This window comes from Burkholderia sp. AU19243 (assembly GCF_018148075.1).
Taxonomy (GTDB): Bacteria; Pseudomonadota; Gammaproteobacteria; order Burkholderiales; family Burkholderiaceae; genus Burkholderia; species Burkholderia latens_A.
This window is the reverse complement of record NZ_JAGSTV010000006.1, coordinates 279,758-303,879: the sequence shown is the minus strand read 5'-3', so window position 1 is coordinate 303,879 and position 24,122 is coordinate 279,758. Positions and strand designations below refer to the sequence as shown.

At 62.1% G+C, this 24,122-nt stretch carries 20 protein-coding genes; 5 read left to right on the top strand and 15 right to left on the bottom strand.

All coding sequences use genetic code 11. The annotated features are described in order from the left end of the window. Positions 1 to 531: 531 nt before the first annotated feature. The 4 genes from KDW55_RS14500 to KDW55_RS14485 form a co-directional block, all read right to left on the bottom strand. On the bottom strand, positions 532 to 1,500 hold the full coding sequence (locus KDW55_RS14500; RefSeq protein ID WP_209821868.1) for a quinone oxidoreductase: 969 nt from the start codon (positions 1,498 to 1,500) through the stop codon (positions 532 to 534). A 49-nt stretch (positions 1,501 to 1,549) separates the two neighbouring features. Further along, positions 1,550 to 2,149, bottom strand: a complete 600-nt coding sequence (locus KDW55_RS14495) for a TetR/AcrR family transcriptional regulator (RefSeq protein WP_231748477.1) — start codon at positions 2,147 to 2,149, stop codon at positions 1,550 to 1,552. 62 nt (positions 2,150 to 2,211) lie between these two features. Further along, on the bottom strand, positions 2,212 to 3,291 hold the full coding sequence (locus tag KDW55_RS14490; RefSeq protein WP_212160345.1) for a linear amide C-N hydrolase: 1,080 nt from the start codon (positions 3,289 to 3,291) through the stop codon (positions 2,212 to 2,214). A gap of 9 nt (positions 3,292 to 3,300) precedes the next feature. Beyond that, complete coding sequence (locus KDW55_RS14485) at positions 3,301 to 3,501, bottom strand: hypothetical protein (protein WP_212160347.1); 201 nt, start codon at positions 3,499 to 3,501, stop codon at positions 3,301 to 3,303. Positions 3,502 to 4,141: 640 nt separating this feature from the next. Between KDW55_RS14485 and KDW55_RS14480 the strand changes: the two genes are divergently transcribed. Together KDW55_RS14480 and KDW55_RS14475 are read left to right on the top strand one after the other, a co-directional pair. Next, positions 4,142 to 4,753: a sigma-70 family RNA polymerase sigma factor gene (locus KDW55_RS14480; protein WP_040140594.1), complete on the top strand. Its 612-nt coding sequence runs from the start codon at positions 4,142 to 4,144 to the stop codon at positions 4,751 to 4,753. Then, positions 4,750 to 5,484 (top strand): anti-sigma factor, encoded by a 735-nt coding sequence (locus KDW55_RS14475; RefSeq protein WP_069243230.1) that lies wholly within the window; start codon positions 4,750 to 4,752, stop codon positions 5,482 to 5,484. Before KDW55_RS14480 ends, KDW55_RS14475 begins: the two co-directional genes overlap by 4 nt. 387 nt (positions 5,485 to 5,871) lie before the next feature. Here KDW55_RS14475 and KDW55_RS14470 read toward each other — a convergent pair whose 3' ends face one another. From KDW55_RS14470 to KDW55_RS14435, 8 genes are all read right to left on the bottom strand, one after another. Continuing rightward, positions 5,872 to 6,498: a hypothetical protein gene (locus KDW55_RS14470; protein WP_069243231.1), complete on the bottom strand. Its 627-nt coding sequence runs from the start codon at positions 6,496 to 6,498 to the stop codon at positions 5,872 to 5,874. Continuing rightward, a complete protein-coding gene (locus KDW55_RS14465; protein ID WP_212160348.1) occupies positions 6,498 to 10,763 on the bottom strand; it encodes an RHS repeat-associated core domain-containing protein in 4,266 nt (1,421 codons plus the stop codon). Before KDW55_RS14465 ends, KDW55_RS14470 begins: the two co-directional genes overlap by 1 nt. Positions 10,764 to 10,783: 20 nt before the next feature. Further along, on the bottom strand, positions 10,784 to 11,242 hold the full coding sequence (locus KDW55_RS14460; protein ID WP_040140602.1) for a DUF1795 domain-containing protein: 459 nt from the start codon (positions 11,240 to 11,242) through the stop codon (positions 10,784 to 10,786). Between the two features lie 112 nt (positions 11,243 to 11,354). Next, positions 11,355 to 12,224 (bottom strand): ankyrin repeat domain-containing protein, encoded by an 870-nt coding sequence (locus KDW55_RS14455; RefSeq protein ID WP_040140604.1) that lies wholly within the window; start codon positions 12,222 to 12,224, stop codon positions 11,355 to 11,357. 1 nt (position 12,225) lies between these two features. Continuing rightward, a complete protein-coding gene (gene tssI, locus KDW55_RS14450) occupies positions 12,226 to 15,231 on the bottom strand; it encodes a type VI secretion system tip protein TssI/VgrG (protein WP_212197978.1) in 3,006 nt (1,001 codons plus the stop codon). A gap of 142 nt (positions 15,232 to 15,373) precedes the next feature. Next, positions 15,374 to 15,757: a type VI secretion system baseplate subunit TssF gene (locus KDW55_RS14445; RefSeq protein ID WP_236857859.1), complete on the bottom strand. Its 384-nt coding sequence runs from the start codon at positions 15,755 to 15,757 to the stop codon at positions 15,374 to 15,376. A gap of 314 nt (positions 15,758 to 16,071) precedes the next feature. Beyond that, positions 16,072 to 16,644 carry a hypothetical protein gene (locus tag KDW55_RS14440; RefSeq protein ID WP_083253093.1) on the bottom strand — a complete coding sequence of 191 codons (573 nt, stop codon included), beginning with the start codon at positions 16,642 to 16,644 and terminating at the stop codon, positions 16,072 to 16,074. Positions 16,645 to 16,827: 183 nt separating this feature from the next. After that, positions 16,828 to 17,301 carry a cupin domain-containing protein gene (locus KDW55_RS14435; protein WP_209825418.1) on the bottom strand — a complete coding sequence of 158 codons (474 nt, stop codon included), beginning with the start codon at positions 17,299 to 17,301 and terminating at the stop codon, positions 16,828 to 16,830. 368 nt (positions 17,302 to 17,669) lie between these two features. Here KDW55_RS14435 and KDW55_RS14430 point away from each other — a divergent pair, with 368 nt between their 5' ends. Next, positions 17,670 to 18,305 carry an isochorismatase family cysteine hydrolase gene (locus tag KDW55_RS14430; RefSeq protein WP_059544425.1) on the top strand — a complete coding sequence of 212 codons (636 nt, stop codon included), beginning with the start codon at positions 17,670 to 17,672 and terminating at the stop codon, positions 18,303 to 18,305. Between the two features lie 84 nt (positions 18,306 to 18,389). Here KDW55_RS14430 and KDW55_RS14425 read toward each other — a convergent pair whose 3' ends face one another. Then, positions 18,390 to 19,121 carry a ribonuclease T2 gene (locus tag KDW55_RS14425; protein WP_212160349.1) on the bottom strand — a complete coding sequence of 244 codons (732 nt, stop codon included), beginning with the start codon at positions 19,119 to 19,121 and terminating at the stop codon, positions 18,390 to 18,392. 204 nt (positions 19,122 to 19,325) lie between these two features. Further along, positions 19,326 to 20,729, bottom strand: coding sequence for a DUF308 domain-containing protein (locus KDW55_RS14420; protein WP_212160350.1), 1,404 nt, complete (start codon positions 20,727 to 20,729; stop codon positions 19,326 to 19,328). A 326-nt stretch (positions 20,730 to 21,055) separates the two neighbouring features. On the opposite strand from KDW55_RS14420, the gene KDW55_RS14415 reads away from it, so the two are divergent. Both KDW55_RS14415 and KDW55_RS14410 read left to right on the top strand, forming a co-directional pair. Next, positions 21,056 to 21,613 carry a helix-turn-helix transcriptional regulator gene (locus tag KDW55_RS14415; RefSeq protein WP_209825415.1) on the top strand — a complete coding sequence of 186 codons (558 nt, stop codon included), beginning with the start codon at positions 21,056 to 21,058 and terminating at the stop codon, positions 21,611 to 21,613. Between the two features lie 107 nt (positions 21,614 to 21,720). After that, positions 21,721 to 22,302, top strand: coding sequence for an HD domain-containing protein (locus tag KDW55_RS14410; protein WP_059544430.1), 582 nt, complete (start codon positions 21,721 to 21,723; stop codon positions 22,300 to 22,302). 255 nt (positions 22,303 to 22,557) lie between these two features. Here KDW55_RS14410 and KDW55_RS14400 read toward each other — a convergent pair whose 3' ends face one another. Then, positions 22,558 to 24,096 carry an MFS transporter gene (locus KDW55_RS14400; RefSeq protein WP_212160353.1) on the bottom strand — a complete coding sequence of 513 codons (1,539 nt, stop codon included), beginning with the start codon at positions 24,094 to 24,096 and terminating at the stop codon, positions 22,558 to 22,560. Positions 24,097 to 24,122 lie beyond the last annotated feature (26 nt).

The window sequence follows — 24,122 nt, the reverse complement described above, 5'->3', positions numbered from 1 at the left end:
CTAGGAGCATATGCTCTCACTGTCAAGTTTTTTATTCGCAACCCGGATAACATCACGCTCGGTTCGGCTGACGGCATTGCTAGCGAGCATCGACGGGCTGCCGGGCGGGCGCCCCGCAGTGCGAAGCGCCTCCGAGCGCCGATACGTCCGTGCTTATTTGCGACTGATCAGCCACACTGCAGGAGGGGCCGCAGCTATGCTTGGAGCACACATTTGAGTTTCCATCCGGCGGCGCGAGCGAACGACTGAAAGTGGCCGAACGCGGAAGCTCGAAGTTGGCAGGCGATCAACCGCGCTGGGCCGACCACCGAACTTCTGCTGCCGCCCCGTTGCTCTCGCTCATGCCGCGGCAGCCCTAAGGCCGGATATCGGAGCGGAACGGTCGTCTCGTCGCGTTGCTTGCTCGACGACAAGTCATCGGCTCTTCTGCCGTCGCAATGCTGGCGACTGTGAGGCAACCCATAGGTCTTTATCGCCCCCGCAGAAGACCCGGTCAGTATGCTCGCGGCTCGGGGTCGCCTGCCGGTCAAATCATGGAACAAGCAGCAACTTGCCGGAAGTCTTACGGCTCCACATATCGGCTTGAGCTTTCGCGGCATCTGCCAACGCATATACGCCGCCGTTGTGCACCTTGAGCCGCCCTTCACGCACCCAACTGAACAGCTGCGCTGCATGCGAACGCAGCAACGCAGGGGTCCGAATATGGTCGGCGAATGACGCATAACCGATCTTGATGCTCTTGGGCAACCGGAACAGCTCGATCGTCGCATCGGCTCCCAGCACCGGTCCGTACCAGCACAAGGTACCGGAATAACGCAACACATCAAGCGACGCCTGGAATGTAGCCGGCCCCGAGCCGTCGTACACCACATGCACGCCGTCTCCTCGCGTGATGTCCATTACGGCATCAACAAAATTGCCCGAGCGATCCACAATTACATGATCCGCGCCGGCTGCTTTAGCTGCCGCAACCTTGGATTCCGACGAAACGCGGCCGATGACCGTACCACCACGCAACTTGATGATTTGAGCCAGCAGCGAACCTACGCCACCGGCGGCGGCATGCACCAGCGCAATATCGCCCTGCTGGACCGGATAGAAGTCGGTGGCAAAATGGCTCGCAGTAAAGCCATTCATCATGAGCGACGCCGCGACACGGTCGTCAATGTCGTCCGGCACCTGCGCCAGCGCCGCGGCCGGCAGCACGACCTTTTCCGCATAGCTGCCTGGTGCATATGCCCAAGCCACGCGCTGACCTATCTCGAGATCGGACACGCCTTCGCCCAGTGCCAGCACACGCCCCGCACCCTCCACGCCGATTATTTTAGGATTGGGCACGTTGGTCCAGGCCATTCCCTGGCGAACGCCAATGTCCATGAAATTCACGCCGGCCACAGCGATGCCGACCAGCACTTCACCCGGACCAGGAACCGGATCATTTCGCTCGACATACTCGAGCATGTCTACATCGCCAACGCCATTCATCACCACTGCTTTCATCACACTCTCCAATAATGGAATGATCGTTCCATTAAAAGGCAAAAAAATTTTACATCAACACTCGCATCGCCAACCGGCCCAGTGATGCCAGTTCCGAGTCGCCGGCGCCTGCGCGCGCCGACAACCGAATAGCGGCGATACTTGCAACCAGAAAGCTTGCGGCTTGTTTGGCGTCCACTTCCAGTGAAACGTCACCTTGCGCCTGAGCTTCCCGTACTTTCTGGGTCAGCGCCTTGAGCAAAAATTTACCGATTCCTTCGCGCAATTTCGTCAGTTCCGGGTCCGAGTCTCCGAACTCACAGATTGAAACCACACCCAAACAGGACTGACGCGCCTCCCGCACGACGCGATTCATCATCGCGCGCAAGCCGTCGATGGCCTTGTGACCTTGATTCAGCGCGTCAAGATGCGCCTGACGTTCGGTATCGCCATATCGCTTTACCGCTGCGCAATAGAGTCCCCACTTGTCGCCAAATGTGTCGTACAAGCTTTGTCGACCGATCCGCATTGCGTCGACCAGCATGCCGGCTGAGGTGCCTGCATAGCCGTGCGAGCGAAAGACTTCGATTGCGGCATCCAGGACGTGGTCAATATCGAACTCTTTATTTCTAGCCATGATCGAACCCTTGGTTTCCAGCCAAGAAACCATTCTATCGATACTGGAACGAACAGTCAAATAAGGCGATGTTGATGAAGCCGTGACGCCACGCTTCAGCGGGATTTGCTCGCGTCGGTGCCGAGGAAGGGAAACGCGGGTGCGCGTTGAAAGTCCTTGGAGACTTCGCCGCCGAATGCGTTGCGCTGATCCTTGCCGAGGTCGAGACGTTTGACCGGTGCGCCGGCGGAGAAGTCGACCTTGTGGAGGTCGACCCAGAAGGTACTCGGAGTGACAGCCGATTCGAAGAAGTAAAGCATGCGCTTGTGATCGGCAACGGTGCGCCAGCGTGTGGACGATATATTCGGCTCGCCCGGCGTGGCGATCCCGAACGGCACCGATACGTTACGGATCACGCTGAAAACGCTGGCAAGTGCAATGGCGGGGTCTTCACTCTTGGGGATAGCGTTGACGTAGAACGACGCGCGCGCGAACCGGTCAGCAGAGCGATTGGTGCCAGGCAGCCAGACGGTGCCGCCTATCTGCTTCCAATATTCGTTCAGTGCAAGCTGCTCGTCGAAGATCGGTGAGTTCGTCATGACCTGATACTGCCGACCATGATGGATGATCTGCTTGCCGGCGATGTACTCGACGATGGCGCTGTCGCCAGTCGCGTCTGACATCGCGAGGTGAAGTGTCGTCAGGCGCTGTTCTCCGGGGACGTTGTCAGTGACGATTGTGAACGGCTCTTTCTCGAGCGCAGCGACGGCTTCCGCGACGGTCGCAAAATTGTCCAGCACGTACTGCGCCCATGCGGCGATCGTGAGTCCCGGTTTCGAGTTTTTGTCGAAGGGGGGATATTGCGACTCGACGAGCCAGAGCAGCTCAGCGGCTAGCCCCTTTTCGTTCATCCCATCGGTGGTGGAGACGTCATAACCGGTCGCCACGACGCTACCGTATTTCGCGGTCCATTTGAGAGAGTTCGGACCGGATTCGCCGGTGCGCGCGATACCACGCGGCAGGATGTAGAGATTGGTGGCGACATCGAGTTTCCAGTCCATCGATCGGGCGGTGATAACGTCGTCGTTGTTGCCGAGATAGACTACGCGTGTGCAGGCTAGCGACCGGGCCGGGTCGACGAGGAGCGTCGCTGCTGCGGCGAGACAGGTCAGAACGGCGCAAACGGGGCGGCGCATGGCAACTCCTCACGCTGTGTTGGTGATTGCAGATTGCTCGACGCCGACGCGCGCGGCGAAGACGACTCGCGTTTGCCTGCTGCGCATTGAGTACTCGGCAATATCGCGTCGACAACGTTCGAGGAGAAGGAAGTATTGGATTTCCGTAATGCAGTTGTCAACTGGGCCGCTGAGGTCAAGTGTGAGATCGGGGCGCACGACGCGTTGCATCTTCTCTGCTTGCGGTGCAATGTCGCCACGCTTTCAGACGACACTCCGGCGCCCAGTACTCCCGGTCCTTCACCTCTACTTTTACAAACTACAAACGGCTCGACCTTCGTGTTCCTCAACATCGTAAGTTTCAACGACGATGGCACAACCGTCAGATGTCCCACTTTGAACATCTGCTTCGCTGCGCGCCAACCTGTTCGGCAAAGGTCGTAACGCCGTCGCGCCCGCGCGCGACACGGTTTTCATATCGCGCGAACTCGCACCCACTGCCGACGTAGCGGTCAAGATCGTCGCCCGGCGAAGCTTGCACATCCGGCCGGCAGGACTGCAGTGACCACGACGATCACGCAGGCTGTCAGCAGCGGCCTGCCCGCGATGCCTCGCCTCATCGATTGGCCGTCCTGACACGAAACGCGCAAATTGTGGCACTCAACCGCCGGCGGTCCCGCACGTCTGCTGCACGTTGCCGACGGTATGCATCCCAATACGCGCGACGCTCGTATTTGGCTCGGAAGCTCGCATCGAGCGTCGCCGGGCATCACAAGCAACTGGCGCGCGCAGATCGTTCAATCGGATGCATCCGACAATGCTATATTTGGCCCGACATTCACACCGTGGCGCGACGCGCCCTCCACAACGCATGAGCGACACGCCGAGCGATTCCAGTGGCCTCGACCAGTCAACCCCTTCGCGGGATGCCGCTGTGGATGTCGCGCGCCGTGAGCATCTGAATCGGCTGATGGCTCGTGCAGCCGGCGGAGACCAGGCGGCTTTCGCGGAGTTATATCGGCTGAGCGCGTCGCGCGTATTCGGGACGATCGTACGCATGCTTCACGATCACGGGGAAGCCGAGGATCTCCTCCAGGAGGTCTACACGATGGCGTGGCGACGCATCGATACGTTCGATCCGGCGCGCGGCGGCGCGATGACGTGGCTCATCACGCTGGCTCGCAACAGGACGATCGACCGTTTGCGGCAGCATCGCGACGCCCAGCTCGACGACGAACAGGTGCTGGAGCTTCCCGACGAGAATCCGACGCCCGCCGCGCTGGCGGAGGCAACGCAGGAGCGCCGACGTCTCGAGCGCTGCCTGTCACAACTCGATCCGCAGCAGTGCCGCGCGGTGCGCGAGGCCTTTTTCAGCGGTGCGACCTACAGCGAGCTGGCAGCGCGGCTGCGCGTGCCCCTCGGAACAATGAAGAGCTGGATCCGGCGCAGCCTGATGCAGCTGAAGATATGCCTGGAGCAATGAATACGCCGGCCGATCACGATCCCGAATTGCGCTGCGCAGAATACGCCCTCGGCGTGCTCGACGCGGACGCACGCCGAGCGCTGGAGCAGTCCGCCGCTCGCGACCCGGCGTTGCAAGCCACGCTCGAGCGGTGGCAGCGCCGCTTCGCCCCGCTCGCGGACGACATCACGCCCGTCGACCCGCCCGCGCGAATCTGGACGCGAATTCAGCACGACCTTGGCTTCGCCGCGGCGCCGCTCGCTCGGGGCGCCGCGCCGGCCGGCGGGTGGTGGAACAGCGTGCGGCTTTGGCGCTGGGTCGGCATTGGAGCGAGCGCGGCGGCGCTTGGCCTGCTAGCGGTCAACGTGATCCGGGTGGACGAAGCACCGCCCCGCCCGACTGCCGAGGGCAGCAAGTACATGGCCGCTACGCTGGCACGCCCGGATGGCGTCGCGCAATGGACCGCCACGGTCGACCTGCGGCGCGCGCGGATGGTCGTGGTGCCCGCCAACACGCCGCCCGTTGCCGCGGATCGCTCCACCGAACTGTGGCTGATTCCGCCGAATGCGAAGCCGATCTCGCTCGGCGTATTCGCGTCGAACGCGCCGACTTCGATGCCGTTGCCGCAAGCGATCATCGCGCAACTCGATCCGCGGGCGGTGCTGGCAGTGTCGCTCGAGCCTCGCGGCGGCGCGCCGCACGGTCAACCTACCGGACCGGTACTCGCGAGCGGCGCAATGCATGCCGCTTGACGGTCGGGACGCGCGCCGCGGACAAACCCTTCGCGCCGTCCCACCCAGTTCGTGCCTTCGCCATTTCGCGAAAAAGGCAGAAATCGGTCATACCACACAAGTCGACGCTCCCGCCTCGCCGCGGAAGGATGGATCCGTGAGCGTTGCGAGAAACAGTGTCTCGTCCAAAGCGCGAGAGGTAACTCGCATATTCAATGAAGTTCGGCCGTGACAGGACTTCACTTCGACACAATCTATTTTTTTCCGCAGGCGGTCATTCCTTGCGCGTATCTTGGCGGATACGCTTGTCTTCGCAGCGACACCGCGCGGACCATTCGTCCGCTTTGGAGGCGCAACTGTGAGTGTCTCTTCCTGGTTCGGCAGCCGCTTTTCGACCCATACGTTCGTTTAGGGCGCCTCACCCCAGGGGTCGTAAGAGTAGCTTTCATCGATTGGTACGAAGTCGATACCTTTCAACGCGCAGCGCTCCACCTCGGCCTTAAAGTCACGATTGCAAACCAGCTCCATTGTTTCGGTGCACCTGAACAAAACAGCGGAACAATCTTCACGCGGAACAAACTGCTTTATCCAGCTGTACATTGGAGTTCCCGGGTATAAATTATTTTCAGCAATCTCCTTTGTTTCCAAATCGCGGTCTTCCAAATATTCTGATTTTTGGCGATCAAGCAGTGATTCGTGATCGCCCGGTAAAAATATGGAGTAAACTTTTTGGCTGACAGGCTTCGCGTCCCTGACAATGTTTATGGGAATTGCGCGATAACGAACCCCCATTCTGTCACATACACCCAGAAACTCCTTCGACACATAATTCGTTTGCGCGCCGTAGAAGTCAAAATCAATCTGGACCGACGGATCAGACAACGTGAAAACATAGTCGTGCTTTACTTCGATGCCAAATGGATCGGCCACATACATAGGCCATTCCCATTCTCCGCGATTCAATTCACCGGACAGATACGGCGGGCAACCTGCCTCTCCGGCGCGATATTTAACGACGTAGAAACGTGCATTCATTAAAGTAACCTTCCCGTTATTGCATCAATCGCATATTTACCGGACTCCAAGCCCTCGCGCGCCATATTTTGAATGCGCCCTACACCAAGCGCAAGTTGCGTATCGCTGAGACGGCCGGCAAGGAATTGTTGGTTCAACTTCTTTAGCTCGGTTTCAATGGCCGCAGTGTACTGGCCATGGTTCGACCAGTGTCCGGGTAGCTCGAGCGTTTGCGCTAGCTTCGAGCTACCGGGCAGGAATATGCCATTGGAAGCGCCATCACCATCGAAACCCATACCGCGCAACCGATTGAACATGGCTGCATAGTCGGGATGCTTCATGAGCTCTTCGGGAATCAAGTGATGGTTCGCCATACCATCACCAGAACGCGCGCCCATATTGTTCCCGAGCTTCGTCGAGCACCACCCCATCGGATCGACCAGGGTCAACGGGTTCGCGGCATATGCGTACAGATTTTCGCCGCCCAGCAGCCCGATCGGATCATGATTGATGAACCGCCCAACATCCGGATCGTAGTACCGGAACGTGTTGTAGTGAAGTCCGGTGCTGTCATCGGCATATTGTCCGGCATAGCGCAGGGGCTGGTCGGTCCGGGCCGTAGTCGATTGCCGACTCCCCGGCTCGACCTTGCCCCAGGCCGAATATTGCCCGGCCCATGTCAACTCGCCCGACTCGTCGGTCATTTCCAGCGGCGCCCCCACTAGGTCGGTATGGAAGTGGTAGATCCGGGAAGTACGCTTCGCGGTGTCGATCGCTGCGGCCGCAAGTGCCTCCGCCAGCACCGCGTCGACGCGCGCGGCGGGCGAGTACGGCTCGCCAGGGCTGTAAACATAGCTGCTCACCCCGGTTTCGCGGACCTCCTGCACAAGTCTCAGCCCCTCCCATACGAACCGCTTCGTCTCGGTGCGCTGCTTCACGCCGCGGATGTCGAAAAACGTATCGGACTTCGCGATGCGCCGACCGAGAGGATCGTAAGCGAAGCGCGATTCCACAACACCGCGCGCGTCCTGCGTGCGCACCGCGATCAACCGATCCTGCCCGTCGTACGTAAAGCGCTGCGTCCGGTTCGCGCCCCGCATCTTGGCCACCAGATTGCCGAATGCATCGTATTCGAACCGCAGATCCTGCCACATTCGCAGACGGTTGCCTTCGACATATCCGCGGCTTCTGCGCTGCACATCGTCGAGCATGTTACCGGCGGCATCCCACGCGAACTCCTCTAGCTGTCGGTCCAACATGTTCACGCGTCGAGTCAGCCGTCCAGCCGGGTCGTAGTTGTACTGCGTGCTGCCGCGCAGGTTGTCACTCGTTTCGATCAGTTCGCCGGCGGCATCGTACCCGTAGCTACGCCACAAATGGCCGCGCCCGCGGCCCAGCGCCTCGGGCTGGAAACCGGCGGACTGCCAGACCTTTCGGCCAAGCGGGTCATACGCAGAACGCTGAATCAGCCGCCCTTGCGTACGTGTCAGCTCGCGATGCAGGTCGTCGCGCTCGAAGTCGCTGACTATCTGATCGCCGCAACGGATTTGATGCACGTGGCCTGAGCCGTAGCGCAGCATCTGCAGCGTCTGCTCGTGCGGCAATTCGAGCGTCATCACGTTGTCCAGGTCGTCCAGCGTGTACTGAACGGTTCCGTTTGCACCATGCTCGGCAACAAGGCGGCCGGCCTTGTCGTACTCAAACTCAACGGTATCCGGCGTAATGCCGAGTGCGACGCCCATGGCCGTCGGGGTGCGCTCCACCTTCAGCAGCCGATCTCCCTTGTCACGCCCGTAGCGGGTCACTTCGGTCGGCGTGTGCTGGACCTTCAGATTCCCCATCCGATCACGCTCGAATCGGACGGTGCGGATCGGTCGATTCGAGGTTGTACCGCTGTCCGGCGCGCCGACGATGTCCAGCGCGACCAGTTCTCCGGCTTCGCCGTACCCGAACCGCCGTTCGACGCCATCGGGACGTGTTTCGGTCGCAAGTCGACCGCCGGCGCTATACGTGAAGGCGTAGCGCGCGTGTCCCTGCTGTAGCTCCCGAAGCCGCCCGTCGGGATCGTAACGGAAGCGGGTCCGTCGGCCAGCCGGATCAATTGCCTCGACAAGCTGCCCCCGTGCATTGCGCAGCGATTGTTGAATCCGGCCACCGAGTCCGACGTGTTGCACGACGAGCCCGGCCGCATCGTATTCGAAAGTTTCCGTACTGCCGTCGGGATAGGTGATCCGACGGGGCTCACCGGTTGGACGCACGTCATAAGAGATGCGCTGCCCGAGCGCGTTCTCGCGTGCGAGCGGAAGGCCGAACGCATCGAAGAACGTACGCGTTGTTTTGCCCGAGCAGTCCGTGTAGCCGACCAGCTCGCCAAGGCGGTTCCACTCCAGCGTTTTGCGGCCACCCCGCGCATCGACGTGCACCGTCGGCAGCGCGGTCAATCCTTTGGGATATTCGTAACGATTCTCACGGCCCAGCGGGTCCTGAGTCGACAGCAGCCGACCTTGCGGATCGTATTCGGCACGCCAGGCGCCCCCATCAGCCCCGATGATCTCCACGGGCCGCATGCTGTTGCCGTCATAGCGGGTACGCGTCGTGCGCCCGAGCGGATCGGTTTCCGCGACGATCCGGCCGGCGTCGTCGTATTCGAACTGGACCGTCCGCTCGCCCGGCAGCATGAGCATCGTCGGCATACCCGCATCGTTGTACTTGACCCGATAGAAGCCACCGTCGAGGTCGGTGTACTCGACGATCTGAAACGCAGCGTCGAAGCGCCAATGCGTGGTACGGCCGTCGGCAAGCCGAACGCGAGTTTGCCGACCGTTGACGTCGTACTCGAAGGTCCAGTGTTCACCCTCGCTGGTGTTCGTCTCGACGACGCGCTGCTGTCCTTCGATCATTGACCACACGTAGCTCGACGTGAAGCCCAGCGCATTGGAATGACTCGTCATCAGGCCGTCGGCATACCTGAATCGGCGCACGATTGCTCCGTTTGCATCCGTCACAGAGGCTAGTTGGCCGTTTTGGTCGTACCCGTAGGTGACAGCAACCCGGCGCTCGTCACCGTGAACGAGTGTGACCACGCCAAGGCGGCCGTGCTCCGGTTCATAATCGAGCGCAGCCTGCAGGCCGCCGCACGTCTGGATTTCGGTGACGCGGCCACGGCTGTCTCGCTCGAACTGGTACCACTGCCCTGCCTGATCCTCGATGCGGCGCACCCAGGCGATGCGGCTGGAATCCGGATCGTATCGGCCGAAGTCGAAATATGTCTCGCCGACGTCGCGCAGGATGTAGCGGCCGTCGGGTGCGCAGACCAAGTAGAGCTGGTCGGCCTCGCTGAATGCCGCCTGCCCCGCACGCAGCAATGGAAATCCGCTTTCTCGCCCCTGAGCGTCGGTGTACCAGAGGCGTCCGTCTCGCGCCTGGAGTCGAAGCTCCCACGGCAGGACCCAGCCGCGGCCGAGCGAGCCCACGTAGTCGAGGCTGCTCGAATAGAATCGCTTAATCGCGACCGGCATCGGGCTTGGGATCACGTAGTCGGTTTCTGATTCGGCCAACAGAATCTTACGCCCGGTCGTGACGTCGACCGGGTTGCCGAACATCCCGCCGATCGCCTTGTTGATCGCGGGACCGGCTACGTAGCGCCCCACTGCTTCGCCCAACACATAACCGCCGATGAATTTGGCTGCGCACGGTAGCACTGCCCGCGACAGGCCGCCGGCCTGCCTCAGCAGTCCGCCTAGGCCGCCTACCAGCCCTGCCAGAGCAAACGCCCAATCCGTTGCGGTCCGAAGCCACGGCGGCACCTCATCGGCGACGGGGAGATACGTCTGCGTGCCGCCGTGGAAGAATGTGTCGTGCGAGCCGTCGCCGATCGTGGCGCCGCAAGTGGTTTTGTCGTCCTTGCGTGCGGCGGGCCGACCGTTGATGAAGATGTTCGTCGAGCCCTGCGCGACCAGAGGTATGGGATTGTGCTTGGTGCATGCCACGCCGCTTAGCGTTGCATAGGCGGCCGGCTTCCCGTTCACATAGACGTCCGACGAGCCAGTGACGATGTTGCCGGACGGCGAGCTGAACATCCGGCCAACCGCCTCTCCTAATGAAAGCAGCACCTGCGCGCCGATCCCAGCCGCCATGCCGGCGAGCAGCGCGACACCGAAACCGCATGTGAACGTAGCGAATGCGACGGCGGCGATGAGCGCGATTCCCAGGACAGCGCCGACGAGAAAGCCCGTGAGCGCACTGGTGTGCTCGATCGGGTCAGTGACGCGTGCGGCTTCGTACATTCTTCGGCCCTTTCTAGTTGTTATGCTGTTTCCGGCTCGGCTGGCAGGTAACCCTCGAGCCAATTCCGCCAGAGGGCATCGAACGATTCGCCGAAGCTCTTCGCACTCGATGCCGTGAAAATCAGTACACGACCGGGCGCCACGATAAACGCCGCTTGCCGTTGAAAGACCATCTTTGCGCCATTACGGTACGCCGTGTCAATGCGCTCACCGGGCATGGCGTCCACCTCTGGCCCAAGACGTTCGGCTTGGCGTGAGATCAGCCGATGGCCTTGCAAACGCGACTTGAGCATCGCCAGCTGGCGGTCGATGTAGGGTGCCAGGGTTTCGCCGTCCTTGAGCCAGTCACGCGCGATGCTGAGGTTCGGCTGCGTCGCGAGGTCGGTGGGAACGAATAGATTGGTCGTACGATCCTCGAAGCCATCCGGCAGGACTATGCTGCCTTCGTGAATCCGGATGCGGTTGTCGGAATCGTTCATGCGGAAGATCTCGTGAAACGTGGAAGTCGGAAGATGTCAGGGTCCGTCGGTATGCCTCGGCAACGCTCTCTGCTCGGCAGCGCACCGACGGCGTCCCGGCTGAAACGCAAGTTCAATCTGTCTGGCCCGCGGGTGTCACGACTTTTTCGCCGCGCGCACGCATGGCCATTCGTTGCGCCTTCGGATCGATCGGCGGCCACGGCGCGCCAGCCGCGACGATCCTGCGGCGGATTGCTTCGACGCGCGCACGCGCCGGGGAATCGGGCGCCGTGTGCTTTTCCATCGTGTTCTGCAGTACCCAGCCGTACGAAACGCCCAGCTGGTTGGCCACCTTCGGGTCAGCGCCGTGCGCGAGCAGATAATCGACTGCATCCCACTGTTGGAGCGACGTCGCATCGAAGATGGCTGTCGCGCCGAGTGAGTCGCGAAGGTTCACGTTCGCCTTGTGTTCGACCAACAGCTTCAGTTGTGGCAGGAGTTTGTTTTCCGCGACTTCGAAAATCATCGGCGTATCGCCGCTAGGTCGCCAGTTGGGATCGAGACCACCGTCCAGCAGCACGCGAAGCAAGTTCGGCGTGTCGGCGTGCAGCGCGGCATAGACGACCGTCCCACCGCTAGCGCCGACCGGCGCCTTGGGATCTGCGCCGTTCTTGAGAAGCGTCGCAATAATCTGGTAGCGCGGGTTTGCAGCATCGTTCTTGACCGGGACGATCTCCTGCACGGCATACGACAAAAGAGTCGTATTCTTCGCGCCCGGGGCATTCAGGTCGGTCTTCGGCGCGAGCTGCTGAACGCGGGCAAGATCGCCGTCATGAATGGCCTGAGCCAACGTGAGCTGCTGCCCCGAAAAGAAGTCTTCCGGTGCGTATCGTTTGAAGCCAGCCATGTTCGTCCCTTGCGCTTGAGTGGGCCACCAGAGCGGCGAGGTCACTCCAATGAGTGCCGCAACCGTGCCGGCAGTTATCGCTTTCTTGAATTGCATATCAGTGTGAGGAATTCAGTTGTGAAACCAGATCCAGCTCGTCCTTCGCGACTTGCTGGTTCATCCCGGTCGTCACGTCTCCCATCATGTGGCGCCCAACAGTGGTGATGCTCTGGCCATCGAGCGTAACCGGGGTGCCCACCGCTTTGGGCATGAGTTGAGCAGTACCATCACTGATCGGCCCGAGCCGACCTTCCTGGAGCCCGGTCAATATGTCACCGTCGACGCGATAGGCCGTAATGCTGGTCGGTTGAACCGTCCCGCCGTACTGCGCGACCGTTTCGGGATTGAGGCCGGCCGCATTGAACGTGACGGCCGAACCACCGCTCGCCTCCGCTGCGGCAGAAGCCATCCCGCCGCCTAACGAGTGTCCGGTGAAATCGACGCCTGACGCCGCGCCCGACTGTTCGAGGCGACTACCGATGGTCACGGCTTTCCGGTAGTACGGAGATTCATCGCCGAGTCCTTGCGCCATGTTGTTGCTCATATCGTCGCCCCACGGCGCGAGGCTCTGTGTGCCCTTGAATGCGATGGTTGGCTTCATGCTGTCGCCGAAAACCTTCGGGTCGGGCACATACATTTGCGAACCGAAGTTGCTGCCGTCGATATGGAAGTTGTCGGGCTTGAGGCCGAACGCCTTCAGCGCCTCCGGATCGTTGGTGGCCACCTTCCATCCCGTGGGTGGCGGATCGTTCGGGTGGTAGACGTGATCGGCGAGCTTCGCCATTTGCTGCGCCTTGAGCGAGCTCGCGTATTTCGCCGCTGCCGCACGTGTCGCCGGATCGGAACTCGCGAGTCCTTCGGCGATCATTGCCTGCGCAGCGGCCCACTGCAGCGCAAGTGCCTGTTCGGGGGCCTGGGCACTGCCCTGGTTCAGGTGGATGACCGGTGCGTCGAGATAGATTCCGTTCGCGTTCATGAGGATCGTCGACGGTCCGTGCGCCAGCTTTATGCCGTCCGGCGTCATCGTCACGATGCTTTCGCCGACACGAAACTCCATGCCGTCGCTGGCCTGGTGACTCTGCATCCCGGGGCCAGCCTTGCTCGCGATCGCCTTCGTGTTGATCACGTTCGCGGTGGTGTCGCGCGTCAGCGCGATGGTTTCGGTCAGCCCGCCCTGCGCGATCTGCTTGGTTTCGCTGCCCTTGAGCAATGAAACAGTGCGTGCGCCCGCTTCCACAGTATGCGTTTCGGAATCCTTGATCACGGTCTTCATATCCTTCTGAGCATGCAGAAAGACTTCCTGAGCACCGTTCACGTCGGAAAACCGCAACTCGTTCGAGCCCTGCCCTTTGTGCGTCTGGCTCTTGATCCCCATCGTCTGGCCAGCCGCACCGTGGTAAGGATTGCCTTGCTCACCGTTGAACACACGCCCCACAATCACCGGGTTATCAGGATCGCCCTGATTGAACGAGACCAGAACTTCCTGCCCGATCCGCGGAATCGCAGCTGCACCCCACCCCGCACCCGCCCATGGCTGGGACACACGAATCCACATCGAGTCAGACCCATCCATCTGCCCGCGACGATCCCACAGGAAGTGCAGCTTCACGCAACTGCCGTTCGTATGGATTTGCTCGCCTTTCGGACCGACTACAATCGCCGACTGAGTTCCATGGATGACCGGCTTCGGCGTGTTACGCGGCGCGCGGTACGGAATTTTTTTCGGCAGAAGCGCGAACGAGTTGCGGTACGGCATCTTCGCGGCATGTTGCGTGTAGTCGTTCACCGCTTCGTGCCGCACATGCAGGATCGCGTATTCCTGATTGTTTGCCATCACGGGATGATTGGCTACCGTCACACTGCCGGCGGTGGTCATTCTCCATGCATAGCCGCCACCGGTATATCGATGCGCCTGAGCTTCCTCGGCCTGCATCGCGATGCGCGCGTAGCGATTGCCGTCGTCACCGTGGTCATACAGCGACTGGTGCTCGAAACGCTCCGTTGCATCGAGCCGCGCGTGTCGCAACGTCTGCGGCTCAGCCTGTACGAGCATCAGGGGGGACGACGGGTTCTGATGATTGAAATCCTGGAACGTGACCTTGCCGACGCCGAAACGCCGGCCTTCGTGCAGTTGATCGATTCCATTGAACTCGCTGGCTTCACTGTCCGCATACGGCACAGTTGTCAGGCCGTCGATTGGGCGAAACACGAAGTTGGTATCGCCGATCACGAGAATGTGTTTGTCCTTCTCGTAGCGGTGCGTCCGGATCAGCCCTTCCTGCTCCATCAATCGCGCGCAAAAATTGTAATACGACTCCTGGTACATCACGATGTACTCGAGGGGTTTCTGGGCGGTCCGGATGTCGAACTCGAAGTCGGTGAACCCGTGATCCTGGAAAATCTCGCCGAGGATTTCACGCGAAGTCTTGTTCTGGAAAATTCGACAATCGGTCGAGCGCGTCAGGAACCAGAACCAGGGCACCACGGTCATGTGGTACTGCGTTACGCGCCCCGGATTGCCGGCGCGATCGAAGGACGCGACATACCCGTCGAAATAGCGGTTATTTTCGGCACCTCCGGACATTACGATGCGTTCGAGTGTCGATTGCCGCGCATCGTGATCGAGCCGCAGCTTGATTGGCTGGCCGATCAGATGATCCGGCGTGAGATCATGCTGATGCGACAGCAAATCGAGATGAATTTCCGGCAGGCGATTGACGTATTCGTCGATGACCGCAGCACCGACCAATAAAACGTCGGGCCCGAGCGGAGATTCGATCGTCACATACCGGTTCAGTTGCGTCAGACGAGCGACGCCGCCCGTTGCATTGTTGAGCGCATCCGCAATCGCAGCGGGCGTCTTGTTCATCAGCGAGAAACCGGTCTGCGCCAATTGCACCGCGCGCTGTACGGTGTCGAGATGGCCGGCGACGCCAGCAAGCGGGCCGATTTGACCGGCCACTGTGGACGCAATTGGACCGGCAAGGCCGCCGAGCGCACTCAGTGAGCCCAACGAATTCCCTCCGAATCCGCTCGGAATACCGCCATTCGGGGCGAAACTCATTCTTGTTCCTTCTTCTCGTCTCAGGTTCTGCCCCGGCAGACCGCCGATCCGAGGCCCCGATACTCTAGGACAAATTCCGACACGGCGAAAGATGCTCGAAAGCACCTTTCAATTATTTTTCACCGAAAGCGCAATCTATTTATCAGGCGAGGGGCTGGGCGCCTGGGCACGGCTCACCGCACCGCAGGGTTGCGCCCGTAATGGCCGACAGCAGCACTATCTGTACGAAGCCGGTGATCGGCACGTGGCAGGCAAAGATCCGGTCCATTACCCTGCCCAGCCCGTCGAGGCTGAACTGGGCGAATCTTTGCTCGTCGACCGTGATTCGTATCTCGAGCCCCTGTACAAATGCAGAAGCAGGCTTCCCGGGCATCCAGCGGCGAACCCGCTTGGTCGACAAGGAGACCAGCGCGTCGAAGCGGCGCCCAGCGTCGGGAGCGGACATCGCGAAACGCGTGCACAAGCGCTTGAACTGCGCGAGTCCGTCGTTGTTGAGCCGTATCGCCTGCGGGACCAGCCAGGACAGCAGATCCCACAGCTCTCCGTGACGAAAGGCCGGCGTTCGGCTCGGGCTCGGCGGCTGTGGTGTGGGCTTGCATTGTCGACGATTCAGATTTCGTTGTCGAACGGCTGATTCTGGCCGAACTCAGCCGGTCGCCGCTCTCCGACACGCGACCGGCGACTTCCCCAACCCGAATCGGTCTTTGGTTCTGGTCAACGGCGGACATTCGAATTGGGCTTCCCAAACCCGATGACCCGATGATTTGACAGGGCCGTCAGTGCGGGGGCGGTTTCGAAGTAATGATTGACACGCAAGGGCGAGACTTCGAATACCGATTGTTATTGATAGAGCTCTGTTACCAGAAAGAAGTGATGACCATACGAGCGTGCAGAAAATTCTGCCCCTTCGCGTCCCTGCTTCGTAGCTCGCTCGAGAGGCTTGTCCGCTTCGTCATAGACCAGGGTATAGAAGATGTTCGCTCCGGTCGCCCCCCCCGTGCCTCCCCAACTCCACTCGCCATATCTTGGTGACGGTCCTGGGAGATTGCGTGCAAGGTCCGAATAGTGAGCACGCATCACTTGAAATCGGATCCAGTCTGGATTGATCCCAAATTGACGGGCGGCCATAAGCAGTCCGATGGCCATCAACGGTGCGGTGAACACCGAGAACAACCTTCTCCATCGGCGAGCCAAAAGGATGGCGATGAATCCCCCGACGAAGATGCTTATCGCGACTAGAACAGGAATCGCCATCAAGGGAACAAGCAGAATCCATAGACCAAACAACCGATCAAGCTGGTCACTAAAATAAATAATCGCAGCGGCGCCCAGCCAAACATAGAAGTGGCTTGCAGCAAACCATTCTCTTCCATGCGCACGGGATCGGTTTTTTTCAACGGTCGTCTGCTTCATTGACAAATGTGACGCTAACCGGCAGGTATGATGTAACGTAGCCAATCCGGGCCGCTACGCGCGATTGTCGACGATTCGTGGGTCAGTGTCCAACGTCCCTCCTTGGCCGACGTCTGCCTTTCGGCGAGCGGCGGCACGCGACCCATCGGTGGCGTTCAGCTCCCTCCAAAGCAGACGTTGAAATTAGTAGGGTTCACCGTTCTTGTGCTGGAAACCCCACTGGCCGTTTGAACCCATCACAGCAACGAGATCGTCCGTTGCATAGCTTACTGCGTCGCCAGATACCCTGCTGCCGACCTCGATGATCGTGGCATCGGCTGCCGAGTTGTTTTGTAGATGGTGCGCCATGCCATTCGCGCGAAACCCGGCGCACATTCCAGGTCGCATGAGGTAGCTTTCGTCACCGACGTAGAGGGTGACCTCGCCGCTGAGGACATACACCCACTCATCCTGTTTCGAGTGCCGATGGTGTAGAGCAGACACCGCGCCGGGGCTCAATGTCGTCAAGTTCACACCAAACTGCTCCAAACCGAACGGATCGCCAAGAGGTTTCTTCTCCCGTCCCGTCATGCGCGAGGCAAACGGCTCAGGGTAGTTTGAAGGTTTCGTACGGGGTGCTGCATCGGCGGCGACCATGCAAGCTTGGGGCTGATCCATTTGCAATTCTCACTCCGTCAAAATAGGCAAAAGAGATTGTGGAAATGCATGACGGAGACGTCAATCTTGATTCGAACAATCAACCTATCTTCGATTGGTCGTGAACCCCAGTTGCTTTAGGCGCTTTTTTGCTGCGATTGTCAACGATGCTGGCATAGGGCCCAGTGTCCCTTCCTGGCCAAACTCGCTCGCCCCAGGCGGCGCGCCCCCAACCCGCACAGTCTGTCCCGAAGAAAGGTTCCCCGTCAGTTTATATTTCAGGAGCGCGCCGACGCCGGCGCTCAAACGAGCGCCGACGCATCCGTAGCGGTCGATTTTCCAAACACCTTGAAGTGACCACCGAAGTGACTCTTGGGAGAGCGTCAGTCATGCAACCCGAACACGCTTCAAACCCCGCAACGCCCCACCACGCAGCCACCGGCAGTGGCGCGCCCGCGCCGATTCCATCGATCGTACCGGCGCAAACCGCGCTGATCGTGATGCACTACCAGACCGACATTCTCGGTCTCTTTCCGTCGGTCGCTCCCACCCTGCTCGCCAACACGCGCAAGCTGTGCGATGCAGCGCGGACCGGTGGCGTCCAGGTCTACTTCGCGAATTTGCACTTCAGCCCCGGCTACCCCGAAGTCAGCCCGCGCAACAAGAACGGCCAGGGCATCAAGCAGCTCGGCCTGTTCGTCAACGACGGCCCGTGCCCGGAGCTCGGCCGGCTGGATCACGAGCCGCTGATCGCCGCCCATCGCGCGAGCGTGTTCTGTCGCACCGACCTGCAGCCGCGGCTCGTCGCGAAGGGTATCGATACGCTGATCCTGGTCGGGATCGCATCGACCGGCGTCGTGCTGTCATCCGTCGCGCATGCGAGCGACGCGGATTTCCGGTTGTTTACGGTAAAGGACTGCTGCTACGACCCCGACCAAGTGGTGCACGAACATCTGTTCGCGACGGCGTTCGAGACCCGCACGACGGTGCTGTCGCTCGACGATGCGTTGCAGCTGCTCGCATAGAAACGGGCAACGCCGACACACCGCGGCCGGCCGGTCCCCATCCGGCCGGTGCATTCTCCGACACTGCGCGCACAACGTCGCGCGTTACTTCGCGATGAACACGCCCGTCGTCGGACAGGTGCCTTGCGTATTGCCGTCCGTCACGAGCGACGCCGCACTGGGGAACTGCGCGGTCGCGTTCGTCTTAACCGCGATCCACGCTTCGGTGAAGTAGCTGACGCCGTTCGTCTTCGTGCACTTCAGCGACACCGCGCTGCGCGTACTGCTGCCGAACGCGCCTTCGAACGCGGACAGCAGCTGGTTGCGCGTCACCGTCTTGCCCGCATTCGCCTGCAGGAACGCATTGAACGACGTGTTGCCGAGCCGGCTGATCATCCCGGTCGCGTCGCTCCAGTACGCATCCGGCGACGCCGAATTCGAGCAGGTGCCGTGCTTGAACCACTCGTGCTTGTCGAGACACGACGCGACGCCGGGCATATATGTCGACAGCGTGCTGCGCGTCGAGCTGCTGACCGGATAGGCGTCCATGCTGCACCACTGATGCGCGTTGTCGAGATCGACGTCGCTTTGCGGCACGCCGCAATAGAACGGCTGGTTGCCATCGTAACGGTTCGGCCACAGGCCGTGCAGCGACAGGCTCGTCGCCGCATACGTGCCGGCAAGGTTCGTACACTCCGGCGTGTCGTGCGATGCGCAAAAGCCGGGCTCCCACGAGGCAGCGAGCAACAAATAGTCGTAGCCGGTCTGCGCAACGGCGTGCAGCGAGGCGGATGCGACGGCGATTACGGCCGCGGCGCGGGCGAGCGTCTTGAGCATGGCGTTTCCTCGGAAAAGGCTTGCGGTCACGGGATGCGCCGCAAGATTATCGAATGTCTGCCCACGATTGTTGCCGACGCAACGTGGCACGAATATGAAGGCTTACGGGCAATTTTCCGCAGCGCGGCATTCGTCATCGCCGCGCGCCGGCACACAACAGCGACGCCGCGATGTCGCGCCGGGCCGCCGTCCGGGGCCGCGCGATCATTTCGACGACGCCCCTTCCGATCCACCGGGCGACAGCGCCGCGCTGTCCTGCTCGCGCCACGCGCGGCGCGACGCCACGATAGCCCGCACGGCCGAGCGCGCCACCTTCCACCACGCAAACGGCCGCGGATCGGCCAGCATGCTGAGCGCGCGCGCATAGTCCAGCGTGAGCCCGGGCGTCCACGCCATCGTCACCGCACGCTTGCGGATCTGCGCGGCGACCCACAACTCGGGCGTGAGCAGCAGCCGCACGAACGCGCCCCAGCCGGCCCGTTCGCCCTTGAGTCGCCATACCGCGCCGTCGAGCGCGGCTTCCAGCGCATTCGAGACGGTGCTCGAGCAGTTGCGGTGCGTGAGGTTGTACGTGACGTTCTGCCGATATGACGCCCAGAATGCCGCGAGCTTCGCCGGATCGTAGTTGCGAATCCGCACGCGCACGGTGGACGGGCACCACGCGCTCGACTCGGTCTCGTAGTCGGGCTGAAACAGGCCCGGCACGTCGTTTTCGCGCGTCGCGCGCAGGATCCGCGTAAATTCGTCCGGAGAACGATCGATCTCGACGGCCGGGTACAGGCTGATGTATATGCCCTCCGGCGACTCCAGCGCCGCGTGGCCGGTGGAAATCACGCCGTTGATGTCCACCGCCGCGATGTAACGGTCGATCACCGGATAGCGTTGCGCTTCGGCCTTCGACGTGCCGGTCGGCGTCCACACGTGCACGGTCAGCGCACGCTCATGGTCGGCCGGCGGGCCGTCCCATTCCGACTGCGTGAAGCGCGGGACGTCGGGCATCGCGTCGATGTCGGGCACGATCGACGGTGCCGGCGACGTGACGAACGCCGGATTGCGCGTCAGCCGCCGCACGCGCGCCGCCAGGCTGAGCATGTGCATCCCGCCGAACGTCAGCAGCAGGCCAAGGCAGTACGGCACGGTCCCCGCATAGTGGGTCGGATACGGCTGATAGAAGAAGATCGCGAGTAGGATCTCGACGACGCCCCACGCGAATGCGACGTTCCAGCGGCGGTAACGCACCATCCACGCAGACGTGCATTGCAGCAACCCGTCGACGAAGAACAGCGTGCCGAAGATCATCGACAGCAGGAAGTGGCCGTGATGATGGCCCGCGAACACGAGCGCGGCGGCAACCACGGCCGCGACGCCCTTCACGTAACGCAGGACGCGCTGGCCGCCGACGCCGCTGCCGGCCACCGCGAGCGTCGCGAGCCCCTCGATCAGGAACAGCCACGCGAACAGTTCGATCGGAAAATGCAGCGCACCGTCGAGCGCATCGACGAAGATGCCGACGCCCGCGGCGATCCACAGCCACCCGAGCACGGTCAGCCCGCGCCAGCGCGTTCGCAGATATTCGATGCCCAGCAACAGCAAGACCAGTCTTACCATGGCGCCCTCGTATCGTTTTCGGGATACGCGCTGGCCACGCGTCTCCTGTCGTGCCGACTGCGCATCGTGCGATGCGAAAGCCGGAAGGCGGGAATGCCGGCCGGCGCGTCATGCCTTCACATCAGCAATGGCGGCCGGCGCACGCCGCGTTCGCCGAATAATAAGATACGGTGGAGCCGGTTGAAAGCTCGGCGAAAACAACCCGGCCGAATCGGGACGCCCGGCATCAAGTTCGCCGTGATCCTGCCATTCCGGGAATGACGGCCCCATTCACCCATGTCGCAACGCGGCGCCCGCGCGGCCCGCATCCCGAACGGAACACGAACATGTGCGCGTCACCGCTTCATACTCCGCCGCTCGGCCCGCAACTCAAGCGTTGGCGCACGCTGCATCGCATGAAGCAGAGTCACGCGGCCGAGTTGTTCGGCGTTGCGCAATCGACGATCTCGCGCTGGGAGGCCGGCATCCAGCAGATGTCCGACGACGAGCGCGCGATGGCCGAACGGCTGCTTGCCGCGCGTCTCGATTCAGCGGGCGATCGCGCGCTCGCCCGGCTGATCGAGAGCAGCCCGTCACGCATGCATCTCGTATGCGATCTCACGCACCGTCTGCTCGCCAGTTCGCCATCGCGCGCCGCCGAGTTCTCGCGGCCGCTAGCGACGTTGCTCGGCACGTCGCTCTGGCGGTACGCGTCGCCGGAAATCGTCCGCATGGAAGCCGCGCTCGACCCGCTCGGCTGGCGCGATTGCGCGGGACCGCCGAGCGTCGAATTCGCGACCGGCGCCAATGCGTCGCGCATCGTGCCGATCCGCGGCAGCACCTGCCGCTGGACGCGGATGATGCTGTCGGACGGCTCCGCCGCGCGACTCGTCGAAACGCTGTAGCACATGCGCCAGTCGCCGGGCGCAAGCGCGACGCGCATATTTCATGCGTGGACGCATCGCATCGGCGCGGCGTACGCTTGAGTGCTCGATTCACGCCCTTCCCTGCCATGAACCTCGATACGATTCACGCGCGGCTCGATTTCCTGCGCGACGCCGAACGCCTGAAAGACGTGCTTCGCAGTGGCCATACGTCGGCCGGGCGCGCTGAAAGCACGGCCGAACACAGCTGGCGGCTATGCCTGATGGCACTCGTGTTTGCCGATGCGCTACCCGACGTCGACACGACGAAGCTGCTGAAGCTCTGCGTCGTGCACGATCTCGGCGAAGCGCTGCACGGCGACATCCCCGCGATCGAGCAGGCCGCGCATCCTGACAAGAGCACACACGAACGCGACGACTTGCTGACGCTGACAGCCGGACTCGATCGCGCGCTGCGCGACGAGATCGTCGCACTGTGGGACGAATATGAAGCGGCAGTCTCCCCGGAAGCACGCGCAGCGAAGGCACTCGACAAGCTGGAGACGATCATGCAGCACAACCAGGGGAGCAATCCGCCGGATTTCGACTACGCGTTCAATCTCGGCTACGGCCGGCGCTACACCGACGCGGCGCCGCTGTTCGGCGCGATCCGCGCGATCGTCGATGCGGACACGCAACGCAGGATCGATACTCGCGACGACGGCGCGTAAGCTCGCGGAGCCGGCCGCGCGGCACACGCGCCGCATTCGTACGAACGCCAGGCACGCAGCATGACGCGGAACATCTACGACGATCCCGCTTTCTTCGCAGGCTACAGCCGCCTGAACCGCTCGGTGCTTCACGCTCATGCATCTGAACGAATGGGTGCCGACACCGGAACAGCTCGCCGCGATGCCCGCCTTCGAAGAAGAACGCGAGCGGCCGATGATGGCGATTGCGGCCGCGCGGCGTTAGCATCGCACGCGTCATTCACACACCGTCGCCCTGCGCCTCGCCGGCGCGAACGCCACCGCGCTCGCGGTCGCGAGCATGGTCGCGCCGGCCGCGCCGTACACCATCACCCACCCGAAGCCGTGCACGAGCGCCGCGTGCAGCGCCGCGCCAGCCGGGTCGGCCCGAGCGAGCGCCGGTGCGATCGCATGCAGTCCGTCGGTGCGGCCCGACGCGATCTGCTGCGCCAGCATGTGCAGCGTCCCGGCATCGATCGCGCCCGCCATCCCGGCCTTCAGGCTCGCGACGATCCCGGCCACCAGCACGAAGCCCATCGTCGCGATGTTCAGCGCGAGCGAGATCATCCGCGCGCTCATGTCGATGCCTGACGCCATCCCGGCCCGCGAAGCCGGCACCGCGCCCGTCGTCGTGTTGGTGACCGGCGTATTCGTGAGTCCGAGCCCGATCCCGGCGATCACGCAGCCGGGCAGCATCGTGACCCAGCTCGCGTGGTCGATGCCGCTGCCGATACGCATCAGCACGAAGCCGGCCGCGATCGTGAACAGCCCGCCGGGTATCACGACGCCGGGCCCGTAACGCAATGCGAGCCGTTCGCCGAACGGCGGCGCGGCGAGCGTCGGCAACGTGTACGCGAGCAACGCGAGGCCAGCCGTCACGCTGTCGTAGCCGAGCGCGAACTGGAACAAGATCGGCAAGTAGATCATGAACGGCCAGAAACTGAAGTTCATCCCCATCGAGCCGAAGATTGCGCCGGTGAACGCGCGGATCCGGAACACGGAGAAGTCGAACATCGGCCGCGCGCTCATGCGTTCAGCGACGAAGAACGCGACTAGCGCGAGCACGGTCGCACCCAGCACGCCGAGCCCGGCTGCGCTCGCGAGCCCGAGCTCCGCGCTTTGGGTGATGTAGAACGCGAGGCCGAGCACCGCGAGCGACAGCGTGACGATACCGGCCACGTCGAGCGTTCCCGCATGCGGGTCGCGCGATTCCTGCACGGCACCGCGGATCAGCACGAGCGCGACGGCTGCGAGCGGCGCGTGAACGAGGAACACCCACGGCCAGCTCGCGAGCGCGACGATCGCGCCGCCGACGATCGGCCCGAAGCCGAGGCCGATCCCGAACACGATCCCCCAGATTCCGAATGCTCGGCCGCGCTCGCGACCTTCGCGGAACTGATGCGACAGCACCGCGATCTGGCAGATCAGCATCGCGCCGCCACTCGCGCCTTGCAGCAGGCGCCCCGCGACCAGCACCGGCACGTTCGGTGCGAGCCCGCACAACAGCGACGTCGCGCCGAACAGCCCGGTGCCGATCACGTACACGCGCTTGCGGCCGAAACGATCCGCGAGCGTGCCGGCCGCCATCAGCACCGTCGTGCAGGCGATCGTGTACGCGTTCATGATCCACTGCATGCCGTTGAAGTCGCCATGCAGTACGTGTTCGAGCGTCGGCAGGATCACCGGCACGCTCGAGATTTCAAGGCCGAACATCAGCGACGTGAGACAGACGGCCGCGAGCGCGACCGCGTTCCTGCGGGAATCGGATAGCGTCATGCGTTTTGCGCGGCGGCCCGCAACGG